General features: G+C 63.6%; 11 protein-coding genes and 5 pseudogenes. 11 read left to right on the top strand and 5 right to left on the bottom strand.

Annotated elements, in window-relative coordinates; translation table 11 throughout:
- Positions 1-87: 87 nt before the first annotated feature.
- Both XpopCFBP1817_RS02795 and htpG read right to left on the bottom strand, forming a co-directional pair.
- A pseudogene (locus XpopCFBP1817_RS02795) lies at positions 88-312 on the bottom strand (transposase); the annotation flags it as partial.
- A gap of 102 nt (positions 313-414) precedes the next feature.
- Positions 415-2,319 carry a molecular chaperone HtpG gene (gene htpG / locus XpopCFBP1817_RS02790; RefSeq protein ID WP_128415887.1) on the bottom strand — a complete coding sequence of 635 codons (1,905 nt, stop codon included), beginning with the start codon at positions 2,317-2,319 and terminating at the stop codon, positions 415-417.
- Between the two features lie 238 nt (positions 2,320-2,557).
- On the opposite strand from htpG, the gene rsmD reads away from it, so the two are divergent.
- From rsmD to ggt, 6 genes are all read left to right on the top strand, one after another.
- Positions 2,558-3,181 (top strand): 16S rRNA (guanine(966)-N(2))-methyltransferase RsmD, encoded by a 624-nt coding sequence (gene rsmD / locus XpopCFBP1817_RS02785; RefSeq protein WP_128415886.1) that lies wholly within the window; start codon positions 2,558-2,560, stop codon positions 3,179-3,181.
- Positions 3,178-3,684: a pantetheine-phosphate adenylyltransferase gene (gene coaD / locus XpopCFBP1817_RS02780; RefSeq protein ID WP_128415885.1), complete on the top strand. Its 507-nt coding sequence runs from the start codon at positions 3,178-3,180 to the stop codon at positions 3,682-3,684. Before rsmD ends, coaD begins: the two co-directional genes overlap by 4 nt.
- Before the next feature lie 47 nt (positions 3,685-3,731).
- Complete coding sequence (locus XpopCFBP1817_RS02775; protein WP_167393799.1) at positions 3,732-4,229, top strand: hypothetical protein; 498 nt, start codon at positions 3,732-3,734, stop codon at positions 4,227-4,229.
- Positions 4,230-4,290: 61 nt separating this feature from the next.
- A complete protein-coding gene (locus tag XpopCFBP1817_RS02770; RefSeq protein WP_128415884.1) occupies positions 4,291-4,473 on the top strand; it encodes a hypothetical protein in 183 nt (60 codons plus the stop codon).
- Complete coding sequence (locus XpopCFBP1817_RS02765) at positions 4,464-4,748, top strand: YfhL family 4Fe-4S dicluster ferredoxin (RefSeq protein WP_128415883.1); 285 nt, start codon at positions 4,464-4,466, stop codon at positions 4,746-4,748. Before XpopCFBP1817_RS02770 ends, XpopCFBP1817_RS02765 begins: the two co-directional genes overlap by 10 nt.
- Positions 4,745-6,538 carry a gamma-glutamyltransferase gene (ggt, locus tag XpopCFBP1817_RS02760; protein WP_128415882.1) on the top strand — a complete coding sequence of 598 codons (1,794 nt, stop codon included), beginning with the start codon at positions 4,745-4,747 and terminating at the stop codon, positions 6,536-6,538. The genes XpopCFBP1817_RS02765 and ggt overlap by 4 nt, the downstream gene beginning before the upstream one ends.
- 66 nt (positions 6,539-6,604) lie before the next feature.
- Here ggt and XpopCFBP1817_RS21780 read toward each other — a convergent pair whose 3' ends face one another.
- Positions 6,605-6,856 carry a hypothetical protein gene (locus tag XpopCFBP1817_RS21780; RefSeq protein WP_167393795.1) on the bottom strand — a complete coding sequence of 84 codons (252 nt, stop codon included), beginning with the start codon at positions 6,854-6,856 and terminating at the stop codon, positions 6,605-6,607.
- Positions 6,857-7,282: 426 nt separating this feature from the next.
- Here XpopCFBP1817_RS21780 and XpopCFBP1817_RS02755 point away from each other — a divergent pair.
- A pseudogene (locus XpopCFBP1817_RS02755) lies at positions 7,283-8,944 on the top strand (glycoside hydrolase family 9 protein); the annotation flags it as partial.
- Between the two features lie 141 nt (positions 8,945-9,085).
- Here XpopCFBP1817_RS02755 and upp read toward each other — a convergent pair.
- Positions 9,086-9,719 (bottom strand): annotated as a pseudogene (gene upp / locus XpopCFBP1817_RS02750) (uracil phosphoribosyltransferase).
- Positions 9,720-9,870: 151 nt separating this feature from the next.
- On the opposite strand from upp, the pseudogene XpopCFBP1817_RS02745 reads away from it, so the two are divergent.
- From XpopCFBP1817_RS02745 to XpopCFBP1817_RS02730, 4 genes and pseudogenes are all read left to right on the top strand, one after another.
- Positions 9,871-12,428: pseudogene (locus tag XpopCFBP1817_RS02745) on the top strand (TonB-dependent receptor).
- A gap of 44 nt (positions 12,429-12,472) precedes the next feature.
- Entirely contained in the window at positions 12,473-13,546 is a 1,074-nt protein-coding gene (locus tag XpopCFBP1817_RS02740; RefSeq protein ID WP_425479044.1) for a phytase, read from the top strand.
- Positions 13,547-13,642: 96 nt separating this feature from the next.
- A pseudogene (locus tag XpopCFBP1817_RS02735) lies at positions 13,643-14,514 on the top strand (metallophosphoesterase family protein); the annotation flags it as partial.
- 244 nt (positions 14,515-14,758) lie between these two features.
- Positions 14,759-15,466, top strand: coding sequence for a glycosyltransferase family 32 protein (locus XpopCFBP1817_RS02730; RefSeq protein WP_128415880.1), 708 nt, complete (start codon positions 14,759-14,761; stop codon positions 15,464-15,466).
- A gap of 221 nt (positions 15,467-15,687) precedes the next feature.
- Here XpopCFBP1817_RS02730 and XpopCFBP1817_RS02725 read toward each other — a convergent pair whose 3' ends face one another.
- Complete coding sequence (locus tag XpopCFBP1817_RS02725) at positions 15,688-17,184, bottom strand: aminotransferase class III-fold pyridoxal phosphate-dependent enzyme (RefSeq protein WP_128415879.1); 1,497 nt, start codon at positions 17,182-17,184, stop codon at positions 15,688-15,690.
- Positions 17,185-17,260: the final 76 nt, after the last annotated feature.

Here is a 17,260-nt window from a genome sequence, read left to right as displayed (position 1 = left end):
CGCGCTTTGAGAAGCTCGACGTCATGTTCCTCGGATTCCTGAGCTTCGTCCTGATCGTTGAAGGGCTTCGTATGTGTTAAAAGGCCCTAGGATGTCGCGCTCCTCGGTCACTCGACGCAACTCTGCCTTCAGCCACCGAACCTCGGCGCTCTGGTCCACCTCGGCGCGCTGCACCACGCCAGACTTGCCAAACTTGCGCAGCCAGGCGTACAGGCTGTGCGTCGTGACACCCAGCCGCTCGGCGACTTCTGCCACCTTGAACCCACGATCAGTCACTTGCCGGACCGCCTCGATCTTGAACTCATCCGTCATTTTCCATGGCCATGAGATGTCTAGGAAACCCTGGGCGTATCAATTGTTAAAGAAGACCGGCGCATGCGCCGGTCTTGATGTATCACAAGTGGGCCGGAAGCCTTACGCAGACAGCTCCAACAACAACTTGTTCAACCGCCGCACATACCCAGCCGGATCCTTGAGGCTATCGCCCGCCGCCAACGCAGCCTGGTCGAACAGCACCCGGCTCAAATCGCCAAACCGGTCCATATCCTGCTCCGCATCCAGCTTTTCGATCAGCGGGTGGGCCGGGTTGAATTCGAACACCGGCTTGGTTTCCGGCACGGCCTGGCCGCTGGCTTCCAGCAGCTGACGCATCTGCAGGCCCAGGTCGCCCTGGCCGATGGCCAGAATCGCCGGGGAGTCGGTCAGGCGGTGCGAGACACGCACTTCGGCCACGTCGTCGCCGAGTGCGGCCTTGATGCGGGAGGCCAGGCCTTCCTTGGATTTGGCGACTTCTTCCTGCGCCTTCTTGTCTTCTTCCGAATCCAGCTTGCCCAGGTCCAGGTCGCCGCGTGCCACGTCCACGAACGACTTGCCGTCGAACTCGGTGAGGTAGCTCATCAACCATTCGTCGATGCGGTCGGTGAGCAGCAGCACTTCGATGCCCTTCTTGCGGAACACTTCCAGATGCGGGCTGTCCTTAATCTGCGCGTAGCTCTCGCCGGTGAGGTAATACAGCTTGTCCTGGCCTTCGGCCAAGCGGCCGACATAATCGGCCAGGCACACGCTCTGCGCACCGGTGGTGTCGTGGGTGGAGGAGAACCGCAGCAGGCCGGCGATCTTTTCGCGGTTGGCATAATCTTCGGCCGGGCCTTCTTTCAACGCCTGGCCGAAGTTGCGCCAGAACGTTACATACTCCTCGGGCTTGTCCTTGGCCAGTTTTTCCAGCATGTCCAGCGCACGCTTGGTCAGCGCGGACTTCATCGAATCCACCACCGGGCCAGATTGCAGAATCTCGCGCGAGACATTCAGCGACAGGTCGGACGAATCCACCACGCCCTTGATGAAACGCAGGTACAACGGCAGGAACTGCTCGGCCTGATCCAGCACGAACACGCGCTGAACATACAGCTTCAGGCCCTTTGCCGAATCGCGGTGATACAGGTCGAACGGCGCGCGGCCGGGCACGAACAGCAGCGAGGTGTAATCCAGCTTGCCTTCGACCTTATTATGGCTCCATGCCAGCGGGTTGCCCGCATCGTGCGCAACGTGCTTGTAGAACTCCTGATATTCCTGCTCAGTGATCTCGCTCTTGGGGCGCGTCCACAGCGCGCTGGCGCGATTGACCGCTTCCCACTCCGGCTCGGACGGCGCGTCGGCCTCTTCGCCGTGATGCTCCTTGCGCATTTCGATCGGCAGGCCGATATGGTCGGAGTACTTCTTGAGGATGCCGCGCAGCGTCCAGCCGTCGGCAAAGCTGTCTTCGCCTTCTTTCAGCTGCAGCACGATGCGGGTGCCGCGCTCGGGCTTGTCGACGCTGGCGATTTCGAATTCGCCTTCGCCACGCGAGGACCAATGCACGCCTTCGTTGGCGGGCAGGCCGGCGCGACGCGAGTAGACGTCGACCTGGTCGGCGACGATGAAGGCGCTATAGAACCCCACACCGAACTGGCCGATCAGGTTGGCGTCCTTCTTCTGGTCGCCGCTCAGATGCTTGAGGAAGTCGGCGGTGCCGGACTTGGCGATCGTGCCCAGATGCGAGACCGCATCTTCGCGGCTCATGCCGATGCCGTTGTCGTCGATGGTGACGGTGCGCGCGTGCTTGTCGTAGTCCACGCGAATGCGCAATTGGCCGCCACCTTCCAGCAGTTCCGGCTTCACCAGTGCTTCGAAACGCAGCTTGTCGGCGGCGTCGGCGGCATTGGACACCAGCTCGCGCAGGAAGATTTCCTTGTTCGAGTACAACGAATGGATCATCAGCTGCAGCAGCTGCTTGACCTCGGTCTGGAAGCCAAGCGTCTGCTTGACGGTATCAACGGTCATTGGGGTCGTGCTCCGTGGTGGCCAAGGCCGCAGTGCGGCCGATGGCCTGGGGGATGAGGTCGCACGGGGATTTTTTCAAGGCAAGGGTGTGGATTGCGCAATGTGCGTGGAGCACGACACGGGCGGCGCCAGCGCCGGGCAGCGCTATCATGGCCGCCCCGTTTGTCTTGCGTTGCTCCATGCCGCCACGCGTCCTGTCACTCTCCAGCGCTTGTTGTTCTCCATCAGGAAAGCAGCGATGAGCCGCCCGGCACGACCGGCGCCACGCGGCGCCGAAGGGAAGGTGCGTATCGTCGGCGGGCGCTGGCGCAACACCAAGCTGGCGGTGCCCGACCTGCCGGGCCTGCGCCCGAGCAGCGACCGGGTCCGCGAGACGGTGTTCAACTGGCTGATGCCGCGCTTGCCCGGTGCGCGCGTGCTGGACCTGTTTGCCGGTTCAGGCGCCCTGGGTCTGGAAGCGGTGTCGCGCGGCGCTGCGCACGCGACCCTGATCGAGCGCGACCCTGGCCTGGTGCAGCGGCTGCGCGCGCATGTGATCAAGCTGGATGCGTCCGATCAGGTGCAGGTGCTGCAGGAGGATGCACTGCGCTGGCTGGAGCGCGCGCCTGCGGCGCAGGCCAACATCGTGTTCGTCGACCCGCCGTTTGCTGCGTGCCTGTGGCCAAGCGTGCTGGAACGCCTGCCAGCGCACCTCACACCGGATGCCTGGCTGTATCTGGAAGGCCCGGCCGAGATGCCGCCGCAGGTGCCGGCCGGCTGGCATCTGCATCGCGAAGGCGCCACCCAGCAGGTGCGCTATGCGCTGTACCGCCGGGCCGCTGCTACACTGAACAGCGACCCGACCCCAGTAGTTTCCGTATGAGCGTGGCCAACAGCCGCACCGCCGTCTATCCCGGTACCTTCGACCCGATCACCAACGGGCATATCGATCTGGTGAATCGTGCCGCGCCGTTGTTCGAGCGCGTGGTTGTGGGCGTGGCCTACAGCCCGTCCAAGGGTCCGGCACTGCCGTTGGAACGGCGTGTCGAGCTGGCCCAGGAAGCACTGGCCGCGCACGCCAACGTGGAAGTGCGCGGCTTCGATACGCTGCTGGCGCATTTCGTGCGCGAGATGGGCGCCGGCGTGCTGCTGCGCGGCTTGCGTGCGGTGTCCGACTTCGAATACGAATTCCAGATGGCCAGCATGAACCGCCATCTGATCCCGGAGGTGGAAACGCTGTTTCTCACCCCGGCCGAGCAGTACAGCTTCATCTCGTCCTCGCTGGTGCGCGAAATCGCGCGCTTGGGCGGGGACGTGTCCGGTTTCGTTCCGGCCTCGGTCGTCGAGGCTTTGCGGCAGGTGCGCCAATCACGCGCGCAGGCCTGATTCTCTAGCATTCCCATCACCACATGCTTTTCAAAGGGAGGAGTTTCATGAAACACATAATGCGCGCGCTGGTGCTCGCTTCGATCGCGGCGTTGGCCGTCACCGCCTGCAAGAAGGAAGAGCCAGCGCCCACCGCTGCCGCCGCCCCGGCTGCGCTGACCGCGCCGGCCAAGGACGACAACGCCGGCTGGAAGAAGTACCTGCAGGAAGTGGTTGGCCAGAACCTGGGCACCACCACCAACAGCCCGTTCCTGTATTACTTGCCGCCGGAGTCCGATGCCGAGTTCGCCGGCAGCTACGAGCGTCAGCTGGAAAGCGTCAAGACCGCGCTCGCGCGTGGCGTGCAGCCGGGCAACATGCTGGCCTTCGGTTCGTCGGCTTCGACCAAGATGGCCGACCTGATCGATGCGGCGTTCAAGGACGTGCAGCCGGATTCGATGAAGGGCGTGCGCGTGTTGTTTATCGGCAATGCCGCCGAGAATGCACGCGTGCAGACCATCGTGCAGCCCAAAGGCGCGGAATACACCTTCGTTGAAGCCAAGTAATGCCGTACCAGGCCGGATGCGCGGGAGGGCGCATCCGGCCGCAGTGTGCAGATCCAGCAGCATGCTGCTGAATTCCCATTCCACCGTAGCCGGCCGTGTCCGTCCGGTCTCCGACAGCGCCTACGACGTTGTTCGTTTGTCGATCCGCGCCATGTGCGCCCGCCTGCAGCAGTATGTTGCGTTGCAGCGCCTGCAGTTGCATAGCGCTGCGTGGCATCGCATGGTGGTGCTGATATGTCGCTAAAGATCAACGCGCTCTGCGTCAACTGCGATGTCTGCGAGCCCGCGTGCCCGAATCAGGCCATCTCGATGGGCGAAACCATCTACGTGATCGACCCGGCGCGCTGCACCGAGTGCGTGGGCCATTTCGACGAAGCCCAATGCGTGGTGGTGTGCCCGGTCGAATGCATCGACCCGGATCCGGCCATCCCTGAAACCCATGACCAATTGCTGGCCAAGCTCATGCAGCTGCAGCGCGACCACCCCGAACTCTACGAACAGGAGCCTCGCGCCCCGTGAGCATTGTTCCCCGTCGTTTTTATTCGCGCGGCCTGTTGTTGCTGGCCTTGGTGCTGGCACCGACGGCGTGGTCTGCCGATGGCGCCAAACCTGCGGCGTCTGCCACATCGCCGGTGGCAGCGCATCCGCCCGGCGCAGCGATTGCCAGTGGCCATGCCTTGGCCACCAATGCCGGTCTGCAGATCCTGCGCGAGGGCGGCAACGCGTTCGATGCGGCAATCGCGGTGTCGTCCACCCTGGCGGTGGTCGAACCGATCAGCTCGGGTCTGGGCGGTGGCGGCTTCTTCCTGCTGCACGATGCCAAGACCGGCAAGGACGTGATGCTGGACGCGCGCGAAACCGCGCCCGAATCGGCAAGCCAGGCGCGCTTCCTCGACAAGAAGGGCGAGCTGGACCGGGACCGATCGGTCAACGGCCCATGGTCGGCCGGTATTCCGGGCCTGCCCGCCGCGCTGGTGGAGCTGGCCTCCAGGCACGGCCGGCTGCCGCTGAAGCAGTCGCTGGGGCCATCGATCCGTATCGCCACCGAAGGCTTTCCGGTTTACGCGCGCATGGCCAAGGGCTATGCGGCGCGGCACGAAGTGATGGAGCGCTATCCAGGCACGCGTGAGGTGTATCTGCGCGGCGGCACGCCGATTGCGGAGGGCGATATCTTCAAGCAGCCCGAGCTGGCGCATACCTTGCAACTGCTCGGCGACAAGGGCTTTGACGGCTTTTACAAAGGCGAAACCGCCAAGAAGCTGCTGGCCGGCGTCAAGCAGGCTGGCGGTCAGTGGACGGCTGCCGAGCTGTCTGGCTATCGGGTGAAGCAGCGCACGCCGATCCAGTTCGATTACCGCAACTGGAAAATCACTACCGCGCCGCCGCCATCTTCCGGCGGTATCGCGCTGGCCGCCATGTTGCAGATTCTGGAAGGCTGGGAGCTGGACACGCTCGATGACGCGCACCGCACCCATCTGGTGGTGGAAGCGATGCGCCGCGCCTACCGCGACCGCACCTTCTTCCTGGGCGACCCGGATTTCGTCGCTGTGCCGCAGCGTGTGCTGACCAGCAAGGATTACGCGCAAGGCCTGCGTGCCACGATCAATCCGGAGAAGGCCACGCCCAGCGATCTGCTGTCGGGCAACCCGACGCCGCTGGAAGACGACGAGACCACGCACTTTTCCATCATTGATGGCGAAGGCAATCGCGTTGGCGCTACCCAGACCGTCAATCTGCTGTACGGCTCGGGCCTGATCCCCAAGGGCACCGGCGTGTTGCTCAACGACGAGATGGACGACTTCGCGCTCAAGCCGGGCACGCCGAATGCCTTCGGCGTGATGGGCTACGCGGCCAACGCACCTAAGCCGGGCAAGCGCATGCTCAGCTCGATGACGCCAACCTTCATGGAATCGGCCGACAAGGTCGCGGTGATCGGCACCCCGGGCGGCAGCCGCATCATCACCATGGTGCTGCTCGGTATCCTGGGCTACGACGCCGGCCTGGACGCGCAGCAGGTGAGCGCCTTGCCGCGTTATCACCACCAATGGCTGCCGGACGTGATCGACGCCGAGAGCAACGCGTTCTCGCCGCAGACTGCTAAGGCGCTGCAGGCGATGGGCCACGCGCTCAAGCTGCCGGGCGACACCGCCGCCGGCGGCCGCGGTTCTAGCCACGTGTGGGGCAACCTGCAGACGGTGGAATGGGACAAGCGCAGCAATGTGCTCAGCGGTGGCAGCGACCCGCGTAATCCGGTGGGTAAGGCGCAAGTGCAATTGGATACGGAGATCGGCTCGAAGGCCGGCCCATGATGATCCGCAGACAGTTAACAGGCGAGTGCCTGCCTAGTGTCTTCTTGCAGTTGATCTAGGATCCGTTCAACAGCCCGTAGTAGTGACCATCTTTGGCTCATAGACAATGTAGGTGTTGTCGTAGTCGTCCTTCTTGCTAGTCACGGCGGCGTCGACTAGGCGCACGACGAGCTTGCCTTCCAGAAAGTAGACGTCCGGGTTTGTATTGCCTGCGAGGAATGGCTTCCAGCGGGCCATTCCACGTTGTTTAGCTTGGTGCTGGTCAGGGTCCAGGGTGTCGGGCGCACTGGGTTTCTTGCTGCTGTCGATAATATTCATCGGATGTCCTTTTGGTCATGAAGTGGCGGTGCTCCTGCCGTTGCAGTGAGGCGGATACAGCGCCAGGACGCCAAGCCACGTTAGCCGGCAGCCGATATGGTGGATTGGCGTAAACGATGTAAACGCACGGGCGTTTTGATGAGAAGTCCAATCTTCTTTTTCGGGTGCGCCTGGCTTTTGAACAGCGGGGCAGCCGACTAGGTCCAATCGGCGGAAGAATGGGATGGCGCTAGCAGTTGACAGCAATCCTTGAACGGTTCCAGCGTTTACATCAGTACGCCAGTAGGCGCATTGCGATGATCTGGGCTTGTGGTGGCGCTGTGGTGCGGCCACCATTGGCGCGTGAGAAATCCTGCCGCCATGTTGGCTGCCGCCGCGCTGCTGTTTTTCCTGAACGCTCGTGCCGCTGAGCCCGCCGTCCATCGTTCCGGTGGCTCGATCCATGTCAATCAACTCGGTTATCTGCCAGCTTCGGCCAAGCTGGCAGTGGTCGGCTTACCGCCGTCCGATGCGGCCGCTACAGGCCGCTTCACGATCGAGGATGCCAACGGCCGTCGCGTGCTGGAGGGCAGCTTGTCACCGGCGGCCACCTGGGCACCGGCGGGGCAACAGGCACGCGTGGCCGACTTTTCCGCACTGCGCACGCCGGGCACGTATCGATTGAAGATCGACCGGTTGCCGGTATCGGATCCATTCCCGATCGCGGCGGACGCCTACCAGCCAGTGGTCGATGCATCGCTGAAGGCGTTCTATTTCAATCGCGCCAGCACCGCGTTGCCGGCCAGGTTCGCCGGGCGTTATGCGCGCGCGGCCGGGCATCCGGATACGCAGGTGCGCATCCATCCCTCGGCGGCATCGGCAACGCGCCCGGCCGACAGCGTGATCAGTGCGCCCAAGGGCTGGTACGACGCTGGCGACTACAATAAGTACATCGTCAATTCCGGCATCAGCACCTACACCTTGCTGGCCGCCTACGCGCAGTATCCGGCGTTGTTCCAGGCGCAGGCCCTGAGCATCCCCAACGACGCGCCCGGCGTGCCAGGCATCCTGCAGGAGACCTGGTGGAATCTGGAATGGATGCTGGCCATGCAGGACCCCGCCGATGGCGGGGTGTACCACAAGCTCACCGACAAGCAGTTTGATGGACTGGTGATGCCCGACCAAGCGAAGCAACAACGCTATGTGGTGATGAAAGCCACTGCCGCCACGCTGGATTTCGCTGCGGTGATGGCGGCGGCCAGCCGCGTGTATGCGCCGTTCGACAAGCAGTATCCCGGCGCCTCGGCACGCATGTTGAAAGCCGCGCGCAGCGCCTGGGCGTGGGCGCAGCAGCACCCGGATGTGATCTATCGCCAGCCCGATGACGTGCGCACCGGCGGCTACGACGACGCGCAGGTGGACGACGAATTCGCCTGGGCTGCGGCGGAGCTGTATGTGAGCACGCGCGAGGATGGCTTCTATGATGCGATGATCGCGCGCAATGTGCCGGCCAGCGTGCCGGGCTGGAGCAATGTCGGCGGACTGGCCTGGATGTCGCTGGCCGAACATCGCGACCAGCTCACTCCGCATGCCGATCGCGCACGCATCTCGAGCGAGGTTACCGGTCTGGCGCAGCGTCTTGCCGATGAGTGGCAGGCCTCGCCATGGCGTCTGGCGATGACGGACAAGGACTTCGTGTGGGGTAGCAACGCGGTGGTGCTCAACCGCGCGATGATGCTGATGCAGGGCTACCGGTTGACCCAGCAGCGGCCATTTTTGGATGCCGCGCAATCGCAGTTGGATTACATCCTGGGGCGTAATCCGTTGTGGATGTCGTTCGTTACCGGGGTAGGGCTGCGCAGCCCGCTGCATATCCACCATCGTCCCTCCGAAGCCGATGGCATCGACGCGCCGGTGCCGGGCTGGCTGGCCGGTGGCCCGCAACCTGGCCAGCAGGATGCCAAGGACTGCAAGGTGGCGTACTCCTCAAACCTACCGGCGCTGTCGTATCTGGATAACGCCTGCAGCTATGCCAGCAACGAAGTGGCGATCAACTGGAATGCGCCGCTGGTGTATGTGAGTGCGGCGATCGAGGCGTCGACGCGGTGATGGATGTCTGAGATTTCTAACAGGCTGCACGATCAAGCAGCAGCTCTATGACTGCATGTAATGACTCTCTTGCCCACATGCAGTTCACCAACGTGCAGCGCATCAATCAGAGCGGATCTGTCCGCACGCACCCGCAATCATTCACTCCACCCGCGTACCAAAAATCCGATCGCCGGCATCGCCCAGGCCCGGCAGGATGTAGCCCTTCTCGTTGAGATGATCGTCGATTGCCGCCGTGTACACCTCCACATCCGGATGCACCGATTCCAGGGCCTTGAGGCCCTCCGGTGCGGCGACCAGGAAGATGCCCTTGATCCGCCGCGCGCCCGCGCGCTTGAGCATGTCGATGGTGGCGATCAGCGTGCCGCCGGTGGCCAGCATCGGGTCCAGGATCAGCGCGTCGCGCTCTTCCAGGCGACCGGTGAGGCGTTCGAAGTAGGGCACCGGTTGCAGGGTTTGTTCGTCGCGCTGCAGGCCCAACCACGCTCACGCGCGCGGTCGGGATCAGCGCTAGCACGCCGGGCAACATGCCCAGACCTGCGCGCAGGATCGGCACCAGGGTGATTTTTGCGCCCGCAATCCGCTGGACGGTCACCGGCCCGGCCCAGCCCGGTTCGGTGTGCGATTCGGTGTCCAGATTGGCGGTGGCCTCGTAGGCCAGCAGCGTCCCCAGCTCGGTGACCAATTCGCGGAAGCCCTTGGTGCTCAAGGCGGCATCGCGCAGCAGACCGATCTTGTGCTGCACGAGGGGGTGACGGACTTCGACGATTTTCATGGGCAGTGACAAGGTGGACAGACGTGAAGTGTGCCGCAGCCAGCGGCAGCGTCGCCACACATCGCGCGTGATTGCGTTTGCACATGTCATGTCAGTGAAACGTCGTGGACATAGCGTGCCACCCCATTCTTAACCAATTGGGGAAGCACCCGTGTTGAACAAGACGCCGCTGTGCCTGGCGATCACGCTGACGTTGGCTGCGACCACGTGGAGCTCGCTTGCGCTGGCGGCTGAGGGTGCTGCCGCAGCCGGCGCAGCAAGCGCTGCGGCCATCGATCTGGAGCGGCTGGAAGTGCGCCCGCAGGTGGAATCGCAGGTGCGCGCGGTCGATCTCAAACGCAGCTCCGATGCGATCCAAGATGCGGTCGCCTCCGATGCGATGGGTCGGTATCCCGACAAAAATGTTGCAGAATTCTTACAGCGCCTGCCCGGCGTCAGCGTGACCCGCGATCAGGGCGAAGGCCGCTTCGTGGTCATCCGCGGTCTGGATTCGGCGCTCAACAGCGTCACCATCGACGGGATGACCATGGGCACGCCCGAAGACGGCACCCGCTCGGCGCCGCTGGACCTGATTCCCTCCGACTCGACCGAGCGGCTGAAGGTGGTCAAGTCGCCGACTCCGGACATGCCGGTCGATTCCATCGGCGGCGCGATCCAGGTCGAGTCCACCTCCGCATTCGATCGCGACGGCCGCACGCTGCGCGGCTCTGTCGAAGGCAGCCACCCGTCGCTGTCGGGCAAGACCAGCCCCAAGGGCGCGTTCAACTACAGCGATATCTTCGACGGCACGGTCGGTGTGGCAGTGGGCGTGAACTACCAGGATCGCCAATTCGAATCCGACAATACCGAAGTGGCCTACGACAGCTTTGAGGGCGGTGCAGCGGACGATTTGTTTGCCGGCCAAGTGCAACGCCGCAAATACTTCATCGAACGCACCCGCATGGGCGCCAATCTCAATCTGGACTGGCGACCGGATGCGGACAACCGCTATTACCTGCGCACGCTGTACAGCCGTTTCGACGATGCCGAAACGCGTCAGCGCACGATTTTCGGTCTGGCCGATGGTGTGGTCAGCGCCAATGGCGATGGCAGCTACAACGTGGCCGATCTGCCGGCCGATTCGATCTCCAAGCGTGTGCGCTATCGCACCAAGAAGGAGGACACCATGGCCTTGAGCGTGGGCGGTGAAAATCGCCTGAGCGCGGCCACTGTGGATTACAAGGTGGGCTACACCAAGACCACCGAGCGCGTGAACGATGAGATGGAAGCGCGCTTCAACGATGGCGGCGACGATCTGTCGGCCACGGTCGATCAGAACAGCGGTATTCCGCGCTTGGGGTTCTCCGACAACGGCTGGCAGAGCAACGACAATTTCGTGTTCGACCGTTTCGTGCTTGCGCCCAAGCAGGTGGACGACAGCGAGCGCAGCGCGCAGGTCAACGTGCGCTTCGATGGCGAGCATTCCAGCCTGAAGATGGGCGTGCTCGGCCGCTGGCGCGAGCGCGATGTCAATGTGGACGAAAGCGAGCTGCGTCGCGGCCCGGCGATCGATCTGAGCACTGGACCACCGCCGCACCGGAACACCGTGGCGGTACCTTGGGCGAAAGCATCGGCTCGGACGGCATGCGCCGTTACTGGAACACCTCCGGCACTCTGTACAGCGCACGTCCGCAGGATGTGGGCGGCAATCTGCAGACCTCGCTGCAGGACGACTACACCGCCACCGAAGATGTGTTCGCCACCTACGCGATGGGCACCTGGGACATCGGCGCGCTGCGCATGATGGCCGGCGTGCGTGTGGAGAACACCCAGTTCGACGCCACCGGCAATCAGGTGGATGTGGCGGCGAACGGCCGCACCGCCACGGTAACGCCACGCCAAGCCTCCAGCAGCTACACCAATGTGTTGCCGGGCCTGCATCTGCGCTACGACACCAGCAACGACTGGGTGCTGCGGTTTGCGGCCAATAAGACCTTGTCGCGGCCATCGTTTGGCGATGTCTCCCCGCGCGTTAGCATCAACCGCGGCGACAACGAGGTGAGCATCGGCAACCCTGATCTCAATCCTTACCGTTCCAAGAATCTGGATCTGTCGTTCGAAAAATACATCGGCAGCACTGGTCTGATTTCGTTGGGCGTGTTCAATAAATCCATCGACGATTACATCGTGCAGACCATCAGCACCAACGATGCAGAGTTCCCGAACCTGCAGGTCACCCGCTCGATCAACGGCGACACCGCAAAGGTGCGCGGTGCCGAATTCAATTGGCAGCAGGCCCTGGACTTCCTGCCCGAAGGCTGGAATGGCCTGTTGGTCGGTGCAAGCGCCACCGTGCTGGACAGCGATTTCAATCCCGGTCTGAGCGATCGTGCCGGTGACGACTTCACCTTGCCGCGCTCGTCCAAGCGCATCTACAGCGGCCACCTGGGCTATGAAAAATATGGTTTCAGTGCGCGCGTTGCGGCGGTGTATCGCAGCGAGTATCTGGACACCATCGGCGCCAGCCGCGCGTACGATATCTATGTCGCCCCGAATACGCAGCTGGATGTCAGCATGAACTATCAATTCAACAGCCACGTCAGCCTGTATCTGGAAGCGCAGAACCTGCTGGACGAGCCGCTGGAGTTGTACCAGGGTGTGCCCACACGCACGCTTCAGAACGAAGAATACGGCCGCACCTACGCACTCGGCCTGAAGGTGGCACTGTGATCGCAACGCGCACGCTGCTGCACGCAACGCTGCTCGCCACCGCGATGGCGCTGACCGCTTGCGCCAGCGCACCGGTCGACCGCGAAGCCGACGAAGCACTGCTGAAAGATCCCTTGCTCAGCAAAGCCAAGGTGGCGCACGACGTGGTGCCGGAAGCCTTCATCACCACTTCCACGCCTTCAGACAATCTGGATTCGCCAGCCAGCTGGATCGCGCCCGATGGCAGCCGTTGGGTGATCGCCACCGCCAAGGCCACGCATGCGCTGGTGGTGTTCGATGGCGACAGCGGCAAGCGTCTGCGGGTGGTTGGCGGCAAGGGCAAGGCCTTGGGCAAACTGGATCGCCCGAACGGCATCTCGGTGGTCGACGACCTGGTGTTTGTGGTCGAACGCGACAACCACCGTGTGCAGGTGTTTTCGCTGCCCGATTTCAAACCGTTGACCACGTTTGGTCAGGACGAACTACGCGAGCCCTACGGCCTTTGGGTACGCAAGCACGCCGGTGGCTACGAGGTGGTGGTTAGCGACAACTACATGTCCCCGGACAACAAGGAGCTGCCGCCGCCATTGGCCGAACTCGGCCAACGCTTTCGTCGCTATCAATTGAACAACGCAGGGCAGGGCTGGCAATCGCGCCTGACCCAGAGCTTTGGCGACACCACCGAGGCGGGTGCGGTGCGGATTGCCGAATCGGTGTTCGGCGATGAAGCCAATGCGCGTTTGATGATTGCCGAAGAAGACGTGGCCGTGGGTACGCAGCTACGCGAATACGGCATGGACGGGCGGTATCGCGGCCGCAACGTCGGCACCGGCCTGTTCAAGGCACAGGCTGAAGGCATGACCTTGCTGGCGTGCACCGACGGTAGCGGTTACTGGATCGCCACAGATCAGTTCAAGGACCGCAGCGTGTTCCAGGTGTTTGATCGCCAGAGCCTGGCGCATGTGGGCGCGTTTGCCGGCCGGGTAACGGCCAATACCGACGGCGTGTGGCTGGATCAGCGCGGCGATGCACGCTTCCCGGGCGGGGTGTTTTACGCCTTACACGACGACCAGGCGGTGGCGGCATTCGATTGGCGCGATATCGCGCGCACGCTGCGTTTGAAGGACTGCGCGCCATGATCGCTACGCGTGCGTCGCTGTCTGCAGCGCTGTTGCTGGTCGCGATGGCGAGTGGTCAGTTGCTCGCCGCCGAGCGGGCCGCCGAACCAAACACCGATTCGCCAGGCCTGGCGCAGCGCACCGGACGCGCGGCTGGCGTTGTTCGCCGGCGATCTGGTCAGCGGCAAGGACGGCCAGGACGACAACGAATGGGCCGAGTGGTTCGAAGCCGGGCGCTGGTTGCTGGAAGGCACCCCAGTAGCGCCGGCACCGGGCAATCACGCGTCTCACCAAGAAGGCGAGGACACCCCGCAGGCCACGCGCGCGCTCGGCAGCCATTGGCCGGTGACCTTCGCCTTGCCGCGCAACGGGCCGTCGGCGACTGCGCGCACCAGTGACTGTTGCGACTATCAAGGCGTGCGCATCGCCGTGCTCGACGGCACTTCCGCGCTGGAGTCGGGCACCGGCCCGGCGCAGGCGCAATGGCTGGACAAGGTGCTCGCCGATAACCCGCATCGGTGGTCGATCGTGCTGATCCATCAGCCGTTCTTTTCCCCGCGCGCCGATCGCGAGAACGAAAAGCTGGTCGCGCAGGTACCGCCGGTGATTCGCCGCCACAAGGTCGATCTGGTGCTGGCCACGACCACACCTATGGCCGGCGCGGCGACCAGGGCGGGCAGGCAATGCCGGTCGTTGTGGTCTTGGTGGCCGCGCCCAAGCGGTACCGGCTCTCGGACATGGCGCGCAAGACCACCATGCGTCCGGTCGGCGAAGACACCCAGCTGTATCAAGTGCTTCGCATCGACAGCCAGACGTTGCTCTACGAGTCACGCACCGCCACCGGGCGTCTCCTGTACGAGGCCGTCGAGCTCAAGCGCGACACGGCGGCGGCCAAACGGCTGATCCAACACGAAGCCGGGCGCATCGCCCCGCGCGATTGCCCGCCTAGCGCCACGCTCCAGGGACGGGACGATGGCTGCTGGGAATGAAGGGTCTGTGACGGAAATGACATTGTCAGAGCGGATCGTCATGCCGAATGAGGGAGATGTGAGGGAAATACGCTGATTCATTGATTTTTACAATTGTTACCTCGTATACCCATAAAAAAATGTCATTTACATCACGCAAATAATGGGCATAGGATGTGGTTAGCTGGATCTCCATCCGGGTGGCCGGTTTCGACACGGTGCTGCGGTGGAGGTCTTGGTGGCCCCCAGCTCCCGAGAAACCACCATGATTCCTCACGTGTTTCATCTGACCGCGCCGACCAAGCAACTGCTGTGGGAAGAGCGCAGGATCCAGGCCCGTCTGCAACGGCTCTTGCCTGACTGGGTCTGCTACGTCTGGGATGACGCCGACAATTCGGAACTGATGCGTCGTGCGTTCCCTGAATTCGCCGAGCGTTACGAGGCGATCCGCTTTGGCGTGATGAAGGCCGACATTGCCCGTTGCGCCTATATGCACGCGCACGGCGGCTTCTATTTCGACACCGACTACAAGTTGCTGCAGCCGCTTGGCGCGGACGTGCTGGCACAGCAGTGCGTGCTGCCGATCGAAGAGGGCGCGCCCGGCAACGAGGATTTCAAGATCGGTAATGCCGTGTTCGGTTCCGAGGCGGGACACCCGTTCTGGCGCGCGTTTATCGAGCACATCTTCACTGTGCATGCGCCGGAGACGCTAGAAGACCACCGGCAGATTCCGATGATCTCCGGCCCGCGCGGGCTGACCCGTTTTTACAACGCGCACAGCGGGCAGTTCTCCGGCATCGTGTTCCCGCCGCGCGATGCGTTTCATCCGGATCGCACCTGGTTCGGGCTCGGCCACCGCGGTGGCAAGATCGCCGTCGGCTCGCACCTGTGCTGGGCGTCCTGGCGTGGCAAATCGACGCGTCGGGCGGTGACCAATTACCTGCGTCGCAAGTTGAGCGCGGTGCCGATCTGATGGCTGCGGGTGACCATGCAGATCTGTTGAATGGATCTGCATGGCGGGGCGGCGATGGTTGCGGCTGCTGCGCAAGTTGCGGCGTTTTGTGCGGTTCACGCTGGTGAAAGGCGATTGCGTGAGCGCGCTGCGCATCGTGCTTGCGATGTCACAAATGTCGCGACATCCGCGCTGCAAGGCGCAGGTTTTCCACGCCTGCAGGTGTCGCCGGCCGTTCCGTCTCAGGCGGCTTCAGCCTGCAGATGGCGCGGGCCTTCCTTGAGCGCGCGGGCGATCAGTCCGACCAACAGATCGAGCTCGTCTTCGTCCATGGCGAAGTGCGGGGTGAAGCGCAGCGAATTCTCGCCGCCGTGGATCACGTTGACGCCGCGATGGCGCAACCATTCCTCGGTGGAATCGGCGCCGTAGCACTTGAATTGCGGCGCCAACTCGCAGGAGAACAGCAGCCCGGTGCCTTGCACCCTGGTAATCAAACCACCTAGCTCTGACTGCAGTGCTTGGAGCTTGGCGATCGCCTGCGCGCCGCGCGTGCGGATGTTCTCGCGCACCTGCGGGGTGAACAACGCCAGCGTGGCGCAGGCCACATCGAGCGCGCGCGGATTGGTGGTCATGGTGTTGCCGTAGGTGCCCTTGCGATACACCTGCGCGGCGTGTTCGGTCACGGCCAGCACCGACAGCGGGTACTGCGCGGCATTGAGCGCCTTGGAATAGGTCTCCAGATCCGGCGGGTCGAGCTGCTCGAAGCCGGGGTAATCCACCACCGACAGCACGCCGTGCGCACGCAGGCCGGCCTGGATCGAATCCACCAGCAGCAGGCTGCCGTGCAGGCGGGTCAACTCACGCGCAGCGGCATAGAACGCGGCTGGCAATGCGCGCCCTGGGTCGCCTTCGCCCATCACCGGCTCCAGGAACACCGCCTCGATAAACCAGTGATTGCGCGCAGCTTCGTCGAACGCGCGCTGCAGCGCTGCCACGTCGTAGGGCGCGATTGCGATCACCGAATCCTCGTCGCGGTAGCTGGCCAGATACTTGGTGTAGGTCTTGCGGCTGGAATCGGAATACAGTCCGGGCCGATCGGTGCGACCGTGGAAGCTGCCCTTGACCACCACGCGCTTGATCGCAGCGCCGGCATGCCGTGCGCCCGGGTCGGTGTGCAGCTTGGCGTTGGTATCGACGATGCGCGCGGCCAGACCGACCGCTTCGGAACCGGAGTTGAGACACATGAAACGTGCGAACGGACAGCCGCCGCGGGTATGGCCGATCTCCGCACGTAGTGCGCGGTCGAGCCGGCGTTGCGCCAGGCTGGGTGTCATCACGTTGGCCATCACCTGCGGCCGCGCCATGGCGTCCAAGACCGGTGCGGGGGTGTGGCCGAAGCCGAGCATGCCGTAGCCACCTGCGTCGTACAGCACCGCGCCCTTGAGCGTGATCACCCAGGGGCCGCGCGCGGCCAGCGCCACGTACGGGGTCACCGCATCGTCGGCGTAGAAATTGATGAAACCCTCCTGCACGGCGCCTATCTGTGCGTCTTCGTCCAGATCCAGCAGGTCGGCAGCCTCCTCGCGTACCAGCGCGTACTCGGCGGCAGCGGCGTCGATGGCCTGTTGCAGATCCGGGTGGGTGCTGGCCAGACACACGATGCTGGCATCGTCCAGCCCATCGGTCAGGCAACGGCCGGCATGGGCACGCAGCGGGGCGAGCGGGGCAAGGACAGACATGGCGCATCTCCTACAAGGTGGCGTTCCCTTCCTATTATCGGCAGAAGATCGGCGTTTGGCAGCGTTAATCTGGGCG

The organism is Xanthomonas populi (assembly GCF_002940065.1).
GTDB lineage: Bacteria > Pseudomonadota > Gammaproteobacteria > Xanthomonadales > Xanthomonadaceae > Xanthomonas > Xanthomonas populi.
The sequence above is the reverse complement of the archived record's forward strand: the minus strand, read 5'-3'. Positions and strand labels throughout refer to the sequence as shown.

Bases quoted from the DNA above. Each gene is read 5' to 3' on its own strand.
- htpG (WP_128415887.1), bottom strand. From the start codon at position 2,319: ATGACCGTTGATACCGTCAAGCAGACGCTTGGCTTCCAGACCGAGGTC.
- rsmD (WP_128415886.1), top strand. From the start codon at position 2,558: ATGAGCCGCCCGGCACGACCGGCGCCACGCGGCGCCGAAGGGAAGGTG.
- coaD (WP_128415885.1), top strand. From the start codon at position 3,178: ATGAGCGTGGCCAACAGCCGCACCGCCGTCTATCCCGGTACCTTCGAC.
- XpopCFBP1817_RS02775 (WP_167393799.1), top strand. From the start codon at position 3,732: ATGAAACACATAATGCGCGCGCTGGTGCTCGCTTCGATCGCGGCGTTG.
- XpopCFBP1817_RS02770 (WP_128415884.1), top strand. From the start codon at position 4,291: ATGCTGCTGAATTCCCATTCCACCGTAGCCGGCCGTGTCCGTCCGGTC.
- XpopCFBP1817_RS02765 (WP_128415883.1), top strand. From the start codon at position 4,464: ATGTCGCTAAAGATCAACGCGCTCTGCGTCAACTGCGATGTCTGCGAG.
- XpopCFBP1817_RS21780 (WP_167393795.1), bottom strand. From the start codon at position 6,856: ATGAATATTATCGACAGCAGCAAGAAACCCAGTGCGCCCGACACCCTG.
- XpopCFBP1817_RS02740 (WP_425479044.1), top strand. From the start codon at position 12,473: ATGGCGCTGACCGCTTGCGCCAGCGCACCGGTCGACCGCGAAGCCGAC.
- XpopCFBP1817_RS02730 (WP_128415880.1), top strand. From the start codon at position 14,759: ATGATTCCTCACGTGTTTCATCTGACCGCGCCGACCAAGCAACTGCTG.
- XpopCFBP1817_RS02725 (WP_128415879.1), bottom strand. From the start codon at position 17,184: ATGTCTGTCCTTGCCCCGCTCGCCCCGCTGCGTGCCCATGCCGGCCGT.